At 62.7% G+C, this 7,643-nt stretch carries 8 protein-coding genes and 1 pseudogene; all 9 read right to left on the reverse strand.

The genetic code is table 11. From position 1 onward, the window contains the following. A partial coding sequence (locus MRY80_RS11370) for a DNA cytosine methyltransferase (protein WP_293291089.1) occupies positions 1 to 510 on the reverse strand: 510 nt, incomplete at its 3' end. Further along, positions 507 to 2,132: a DEAD/DEAH box helicase gene (locus MRY80_RS11375; protein ID WP_293291090.1), complete on the reverse strand. Its 1,626-nt coding sequence runs from the start codon at positions 2,130 to 2,132 to the stop codon at positions 507 to 509. The genes MRY80_RS11375 and MRY80_RS11370, both read right to left, overlap by 4 nt. Continuing rightward, on the reverse strand, positions 2,129 to 2,335 hold the full coding sequence (locus MRY80_RS11380; protein WP_293291091.1) for a hypothetical protein: 207 nt from the start codon (positions 2,333 to 2,335) through the stop codon (positions 2,129 to 2,131). The genes MRY80_RS11375 and MRY80_RS11380 overlap by 4 nt, the downstream gene beginning before the upstream one ends. Then, complete coding sequence (locus MRY80_RS11385; RefSeq protein ID WP_293291093.1) at positions 2,332 to 3,147, reverse strand: site-specific DNA-methyltransferase; 816 nt, start codon at positions 3,145 to 3,147, stop codon at positions 2,332 to 2,334. The genes MRY80_RS11380 and MRY80_RS11385 overlap by 4 nt, the downstream gene beginning before the upstream one ends. A gap of 80 nt (positions 3,148 to 3,227) precedes the next feature. Then, positions 3,228 to 4,640 (reverse strand): DEAD/DEAH box helicase, encoded by a 1,413-nt coding sequence (locus MRY80_RS11390; RefSeq protein ID WP_293291095.1) that lies wholly within the window; start codon positions 4,638 to 4,640, stop codon positions 3,228 to 3,230. Next, positions 4,637 to 5,260: a DnaJ domain-containing protein gene (locus MRY80_RS11395; protein ID WP_293291097.1), complete on the reverse strand. Its 624-nt coding sequence runs from the start codon at positions 5,258 to 5,260 to the stop codon at positions 4,637 to 4,639. Before MRY80_RS11395 ends, MRY80_RS11390 begins: the two co-directional genes overlap by 4 nt. Beyond that, complete coding sequence (locus MRY80_RS11400; protein WP_293291098.1) at positions 5,257 to 6,396, reverse strand: DNA polymerase III subunit beta; 1,140 nt, start codon at positions 6,394 to 6,396, stop codon at positions 5,257 to 5,259. Before MRY80_RS11400 ends, MRY80_RS11395 begins: the two co-directional genes overlap by 4 nt. Beyond that, a complete protein-coding gene (locus MRY80_RS11405; protein ID WP_293291099.1) occupies positions 6,393 to 7,340 on the reverse strand; it encodes an oxidoreductase in 948 nt (315 codons plus the stop codon). The genes MRY80_RS11400 and MRY80_RS11405 overlap by 4 nt, the downstream gene beginning before the upstream one ends. Beyond that, a pseudogene (locus tag MRY80_RS11410) lies at positions 7,340 to 7,643 on the reverse strand (hypothetical protein); the annotation flags it as partial. The gene MRY80_RS11405 and the pseudogene MRY80_RS11410, both read right to left, overlap by 1 nt.

Below are 7,643 nucleotides of genomic sequence, written 5' to 3' on the forward strand. Positions count from 1 at the left end.
GTAGCCGAGCCGCTTCAGTTCCGACGTCCATCGCTTGAAGGTCTCGCCCTTGCGGTCCGGGCACGGCCGCCCCTCGGCGGAGACCGGGCCCCAGTCGCGGAATTCCTCGACATTTTCGAGAATGACGACTTCGGGCCGCACGCGCCTGGCCCACAGCACGACCACCCAGGCGAGATCGCGGATGTTGCTCTTCACGGGCCGGCCGCCCTTGGCCTTGGAGAAGTGCTTGCAGTCCGGCGAGAACCACGCCAGCCCGACACGCCGGCGGCCGACCACCTCCAGCGGGTCCACCTGCCAGATGTTCTTGGAGAGATGCACGGTCTCCGGATGGTTGACCTCGTGCATCGCCAGCGCGTCGGCGGAATGGTTGATGGCGAAGTCCGGCGAGCGCCCGAGCGCCATCTCGATACCCGTCGAGGCCCCGCCCCCGCCCGCGAAGGAGTCGACAATGATCGGAGATCCGGTCTTCTCCGGTTGAGGCTGGATGGTGAAGAGGTCTGGCTTCATCATGCCGCCTCCACTTTCTTCTGATCCGCAAAGCCGCGGCCAACGATGTCGAAATACTTCCCGTTCGGCTTGACGCTGATCGTCACCGGCATGGCGATCTCGTCGCGCCGCTCGATGGCCTCGATCACCGATTTAGGGAATGGCGCGGTGCCGCCGTGCAGCGTCCACCACTGGCACGCCCGCTGGTTGGCGTATCCGGCATGTTCGAAGGCCAGCCACTCGCGGTAGGTCGAGAGACCGGCGATATAGGTAACGCGAACGCTGTCCGGCGATCCGGCCTTTGTGTGCCGTTCGAATTTCCAGTCCACAACCGGAACCTGTTGCGGCGGCACCTTCTCGCGCGACATGATGCCGACATTGCGCTCCGCTTCCGCCTCGTGCTTCGGCTTCTCGTTGCGCGGCCACTCGTGCCCGCAGGTCTTGCATTCGATGGCGTTGAGCGCAGCCAGCGATTGGCATTGAGGGCATTCCTTTGCCCGAACGCTATCGACACCAACTTTGCCGCTGTCCTCGCCTGGTGTTCGCCATGCGCCGACAGAAACGGCATCGACCGGACCATGACGCCGGATATTGCCACCCCAGTCCAGCACGAGGCAGTTTTCCTTGTCGTCGGCGATACGTGTGCCGCGACCGACGATTTGGACGTATAGAGAGGTCGAGAGCGTCGAGCGCATGAACCCGACGAGGTCCACGTTCGGAGCGTCGAATCCGGTTGTCAGGACTTGCGCATTGGTCAGCGCGCGCATCTCGCCGGACTTGAACCGGCGCAGGATCGCGTCGCGCTCGCCAGTCGGTGTGTTGCCAGTTACCGTCTCGCACGAGATGCCGTGCGCCCGGATCGCGTCTCTGGCGTTAAGCGCGTGCTTTACGCCGGCACAGAAGATCAGCCAGGATCGCCGGTTCTCGCCGAACCCGACCAGCTCGGTGACGGCTTGCATCGTGATCTTGTCGGCCTCGACTTCCATCTCGCCTTGGACAAACTCGCCGCCGCGGCGTTTGACGTTCGACACGTCGATTTCGGACAGGCCGGCACGCGATATGAGCGGCGAGAGATAGCCGTCGTCGATCCCGTCGTTGATGCCGTATTTGAAGACGGTTTTGTCGAATAGCGCATCGCCGCCGCCGTCCAATCGGCCTGTGTCGAGCCGATAGGGTGTGGCAGTGAAGCCGCACACCCGCATATCTGCATAAGCTGACAGGTCATTCAGCAGTTGCCGATACATCCCCTCGCCCTTGGCAGGCACGAGGTGTGCCTCGTCAATCAGGATAAGGTGGCGCTCGCCGAGCGACCTGGCGCGCTTGTATACGGACTGGATCGAGGCAAAGGTTATGCGGTGATGCGCGTCACGCTTGCCAAGTCCGGCCGAATAGATGCCGGCCGGCGCATCTGGCCAGACGCGAAGCAGTGCGGCGAAATTCTGAGCAACCAGCTCCCTCACATGAACCAGCATGACGACCCGCATTTTCGGGTATTCGCTCAACAGATCCTTGGTGAGCTTCCCGATCACCATGCTCTTGCCGGTTCCTGTCGCCATCTCGACAAGCGGATTTCCGCCGCCGATTTGCCAGTAGTCGCGAACGGCCTCGATGGCTTTGGTCTGGTAAGAACGAAGCTGGAGGGTCATGACAGCACCTCGCGCGCCGCGCTCGCGCCGTCCTCGATCGTGCCGCCTTCGGCGATCACGGTGAGCATTGCGAGCCTGCCCTTATCCAGTTCACGCCGACCGACGTCAGGGAACTCGTCCATGACTTTGCGCCACATCGCGCGCGCCGCTTCCTGGTCGGCGCACTCTTTCGCGGCCTTTTTTCGGATCGCGTTCGGTTTCATGCCGCGTCTCCATCGAACAGAGTGCCAGCGAAGGACGTGTCTGACATGTGCGACAGATTCTTGATCGCCTGCCGGTAGTAGGTCTCTTTGAGCTCGAACCCGACGAAGCGGCGCTGGCATTTCAGCGCGCCCCAGCCCTCCGATCCGATGCCCATGAACGGCGACAGGACCGTCTCGCCTTCATTCGACCAGAGGCGGATGGCACGCTCTATCAAGTCGAGCTGTAACGGGCAGAGGTGCTTCTCGTCCTTGCCGTCTTTGGCGCCGCGAACGTTGAGAACGTCGGTCTGGTTGATGTCCATCCAGACAGGGGACGCCCATTGCTGCCAGAGTGAGACGGGAAAGAGCGACTTGTCCTTGCCGACCGGAACAGCCTCGCGCTCGTCGGGCGGTGTCTTGCGGAAGATGAGCAGATAATCTGGCAGGCCTTGCCGGACGCGCGTGCTGTCCTTCGAGAAGGTCTTGTAAAGCAACCCATGGGTCTTGGTGCGCTGCATCTCAACGACCGGGTCTTTCCAGATCGTCACGCGGCTGTGATAGGTCCATCCGGCCTGCTTGTGCGCATCGATGATCGCGCCTGGCATATCCCAGAGACCGATCTCACCATGCATGGACTTGGTGCGCGGCATGTCGGTGCAGTGGACCGCAGTAAGGCGGCCCGGCATTGTGACGCGATGGATCTCGCGGATCAGGAACCCGTAGTGCTCGAGGAATTCGTCGTCGCTCGCCGCATTTCCCATATCGCGTTCGCTGTCCGAGTAGATGAACAAGTGCGAGAATGGTGGCGAGTAGATCGAGAAGCCGACCGACATGTCCGGCAACTCGCGGACGCCTTCGACGCAATCGGCATTGTATGCGGTGAAGTTCTCACCGTGATGGGCGTCAAGCACTTTCATGGCTGCAACCACGCCGGGAGCGCGGCCTCCTTGTTCGGCTGGTAGGATGTCTTGCGGGCATGGAATTGGTGGGCGGCGCGCATTGCGGCCTGCATCTCGCGCTTCATGGCGGCATGGTCACCGGCCTTGCGGTCGAGGACGCGCTTGATAGCCGCTTCGGTGTCGGCCATTGCGATATGCACCTCGACCGACCGCTTCTGCCCGAAGCGCCAGCACCGCCGGACGGCCTGGTAATAATTCTCGTAGGAGAACGAGAGGCCCGCGAATGCCATACGGGCGCAGTGCTGCCAGTTGAGGCCATATCCGGCGATCGATGGCTTGGTTACGAGGACGCGAAGATCGCCGCGCGAAAAAGCGTCGAGCCGGGATTCCTTGAGGGGGAGTTGCATCGAGCCGCGCACTTCCTCGGCACCGGGAATGCGCTCGATCACGGCGTCGGCCTCGTAGTCCGTGTCGCACCAGACGATCCACGGTTCGTTCGGGTCGCTATCAATGCATTCAGCGACCAGATCGGCGCGGTCATCATTGGTGAGCCGCTTTTCCTTGTGGATTGACGTGGCGCTCGTTTCCGGCATGCGGAAAAGCCGCTGCTGCCCGGCGAACTTGCCCTTGGTTTCCTCGCCCGTATCGACGGTGCGATCCGCCTCCACCATATGCTGAAACGTCTGGATCGGCGGCAGGACGTAATCGCCATTGTCGAAGCCGAGATCTGACGGCAGCGCGACACACCGCGACCACGACGCAACCCAACGCCAGAAATCAGCTGCAGCATGCCCCTTGATGCGCCATGTTCCAGTGTCGGCGCTGTCATGAATGAACCACCGAGGAAGCATCTCATCGCGACGCATGACGCCGAGAAATTCGGAATGCGTGCCCAGCTCGGTGTGATCGTTCGGGGCTGGCGTGGCGGTGCAGCAGAGCCGATAAGGCGTCACGGCGAATGTCTGGATAAGCTTGCGTGTCGTGACGCCGGTGAAGCTCTTGAGGATCGAACTCTCGTCGAGGATGACCCCGGCGAACTTCGACGCAACAAAGCTATCCAGCCGCTCGTAGTTCGTGATGTAGATGCGGGGTCCGCCGACCTCCTCGCCAGTCCGGACATAACGCGCGTCGATCCCGAAGCGATCCGCCTCGCGCTGGTGTTGCGGGCCGACCGCGAGCGGCGCGAGCATCAGGACGGGCTTATTCGTCAACTCGACGACAATGCGCCCCCATTCCAATGCGGCGAATGACTTGCCGAGTCCGGTGTCGAGAAACATGGCCGAGCAGCCAGTCGCGAGCGAGAACTCGGTCACGGCGCGCTGATGCGGGAACAGGTCAGGATGAAGGTCCGGCCATTGGGCAAAGCCCTTCGGGGTGAAGGAAACCGCCTTCTTGGCAATCAGGTCGTGATAGGATTGGAGGGTCATGAGCGCGCAGCCTCCAGCCCCTGATCCTTGGCGACATTGAGTTCTGCCATCGCCTGTTGAGAGCCGCCCGGCTTGTCCGGGTGCCGCTCGGCAGCCAAGCGCCTGTAGGCCGTCTTCACGTCCGCAACCGAAGCCGCATGACGGTCCAAGCCGAGCACCACCCACCATTGCTGGCTGTTCGCCTGCCCGGGCGCCGGCAGAGCCTCAAAGCCTGCGAACATCTCGGAAACGCTGGCGACGCCGTGCCGCTCGATCTTGCGCGTCGCTTCCATGTGCGCCGCAATGGCCGCAATGTTGTCGGCTACCCTGTCATAGGTGTCGCAAGGCATCGCCATCGGCTTGCCGTTGAGATCGAAATAGACGCACACCCCCGGATCATCCGGCTCGCGCTGTCCGCTCCGGGGAGCGCCGTCGAGCCTCAACTCGACATTCGAACTGACGACCGGATAGCGGGCGCCGATCATGTCCAGCTCGCGCTGCAGTCTATGCCGGGCATCCGCGACGGTGAGTTCCTGCTTCCACCCGCGCGGGCCGTCCTTCCCGAACTTCGCGCGCTTGCGGTGAGCCGCGGCCTTGCGTGGTCTGGCCTGCGGCCATTGGAGAGGATGTGCCTGGGTCATGCAGCCCTCCCCTGCTCGACGGAACGACGGGCCAGCATGTCGATCGACATGATCGCGGAACTGTCATTGCCGCTGCGAACCGGCATGAGGATGCTGCTGAAGCCCTCCATCTCGCTCGCGATGAGGCATGGCGAACCGGCATCGTTGAATCCGAAGACGAGCGTGCCGCTGCGGCTGTGCGCGCCGCACATCAAGACCAGGTACTTGGCGTCGAAGCTGATCGTAACCGGTTCCGGCGCATTCTCGACCAAAGCCGACGGCAGCCGCTCGCGAGCAATACCACGGTCGACATTGCCGGAGTACGCGACGCATTTGTTGATGTGAGCGGCGAAGGTGACGAGGTGCGTCCGGCCGAGCCTCACCGACGACATGCGCTTGATCGCGGCAAGCAGCTCTGATCGCTTGACGATCAGTCGTGGCGCATCGTCGTTGAGCTCGGGTACGACGCGCTGCCATTCTGGGAACGTGCCGTCGATCAGCTTCGTTCGCAGCTTCACGCCGTCGAAATGGAATTCAGCGCGCATCTGCTCTTTTTCGACCGCGAGCGACTTGAACGGCCCGATCCGGTTGATGGCCTGCACTGCGAAGCGCGGCACTATGGGCCGGTCATCGAACGACATGCCGGTCGGGAAGTTGCCGAGGACATGGCCGTTTGTGGCGACGGCCAGATCCCCATCGAGGCAGATACCGTTGAGGTAGTAACGCGTTTCCTCGTCGCTGACGAAGTGCGACACGAGTCGGAAGGCGTTTACGATCTGCTCGCCAGCCTTCTCGTGCCGCATCCGCTTCGGCATCCCGATGTCCGGAAAATCGGACGCCGGGAGCGTGTGAAGCTGATAAAGCCCCTCGTCGAACGCCAGAGACACGCCGTCGTCATTGGTTTCGATCGTGACGGTTTCGTCCGCCGGGATTGCGCCAACGAGCCGATTGAGAGACAGGAAGTCGACACACGCCGCGCCATTGGCCTGCGCAGCCGGGAACTTGGCCTCGACCTCCATATCAAGATTGGTTGCAGTGATCTTCGCGCCGTCGAACTTGACGCACCCAAGGATTGGGAGGGTGTTTCGTGGTTCGATAACAAACCCGGCGATACGCATCGCGGATTTTAGCGCGCCAGCCATGGTGACGATCTTCATGCTGCTGTCCTTTCCTGCCCATCCACCCACTCGCGGCCATCGGCCATGCGGTAGGTGACCGTTTCGGCCTTCTCGTCGGCGTCGATCTGCTCGCCGTTGACGAGGCTCGGGAGGTAGAGATGGTTGGGGCAGCCTGCCCGTTGGTCCTCGACGGTCAGCTCGCGGTCATGGCGAAGGCAGTGCCAGCACCCGTCCTTGTCCCAGGCGGAATGCATGCACGTCCGGCAATGCCGCAGAGCGGGAGCGCCGCCGTGACACAGCGGGTGGGAGTCGCAGAACTTGCAGGCGAAGCTGTCAGCATCGCCGATCCGCTCCGGCGCGTCGTTCGCGTCCCTGATCCGCTCAGCCTTGGCGAGCAGCTGCAGGGCGTGCGCCTGGTCGTTGTGGACGCGCTCGAGATAGAGCTCGTCGGTGTCCTTGTTCTTGGCCAAGTACACCGCGCGTGTCAGCGATTTCAGGTGCATGTAGACCTGCATTTGCGCGACGTGTTCCGGCTTTGCGACCGCGACGCCGTGTTTCTTCAACTGGGCGAAGGACTTGGCGTTGTGCGTCTTACATTCCAGCAGGTGCGGCGTTTTCGGCGCTTCCAGCAGGCCGGTGATGATGCCGTCGAGATGACCCTTGAAATGGCCTTCAAGCGCCTCGACCTCCCATTGGTCGCCGGTCTCCGGATCGACGTCCTGCACGTCCACGCCGGCCATGCGCAGCCATGCGATCATGCGCACTTCCTCGGCATGTCCGGTATCGAACAGTCGCAGTATCCGGCCGGGAAATCGCTCCGGCTCGTGCGCCATGCGGAACTGGTAGAACAGATGCCGTTCGCACGGATTGCCGATAGACGACGCGCCGATATAGCCTCGCCTGGGGTTGAGCGCTTCGGCGGCAACAACAGCCGCCTCTATCGCGTCCAGCGTCGGGCTGGTGATCTCGGGGAGCGCAACCACTATTCGCACTCCACCGGCTTGCCGCCGACAAGGCGATAGAAGGTGTCAGGCTTGATGCCTTCGCGCCCTGCTATGCCGGCGAAGACGTTGATGATCGTGCCGTGATCATCGCCAAAACTATCGATCCGCTCGACGAGGAAGATCGCCGAACCTTCGGAAGCGCGAGCCTTTCCGTCGATGCCCGAGGCCGTGGCAGCGCCCTGATCGCCCGAGGCCGTGGCAGCGCCCTGATAGCCCGAGGCCGTGGCAGCGCCCTGATCGCCCGAGGCCGTGGCAGCGCCCTGATAGCCCGAGGCCGTGGCA

The sequence above is a fragment of the Oricola sp. genome (genome assembly GCF_022763245.1).
Lineage (GTDB): Bacteria > Pseudomonadota > Alphaproteobacteria > Rhizobiales > Rhizobiaceae > Oricola.

Coding starts and splice junctions, on each gene's coding strand:
- MRY80_RS11400 (WP_293291098.1), bottom strand. CDS start 6,396: ATGAAGATCGTCACCATGGCTGGCGCGCTAAAATCCGCGATGCGTATC.
- MRY80_RS11395 (WP_293291097.1), bottom strand. CDS start 5,260: ATGACCCAGGCACATCCTCTCCAATGGCCGCAGGCCAGACCACGCAAG.
- MRY80_RS11390 (WP_293291095.1), bottom strand. CDS start 4,640: ATGACCCTCCAATCCTATCACGACCTGATTGCCAAGAAGGCGGTTTCC.
- MRY80_RS11385 (WP_293291093.1), bottom strand. CDS start 3,147: ATGTCGGTCGGCTTCTCGATCTACTCGCCACCATTCTCGCACTTGTTC.
- MRY80_RS11375 (WP_293291090.1), bottom strand. CDS start 2,132: ATGACCCTCCAGCTTCGTTCTTACCAGACCAAAGCCATCGAGGCCGTT.
- MRY80_RS11380 (WP_293291091.1), bottom strand. CDS start 2,335: ATGAAACCGAACGCGATCCGAAAAAAGGCCGCGAAAGAGTGCGCCGAC.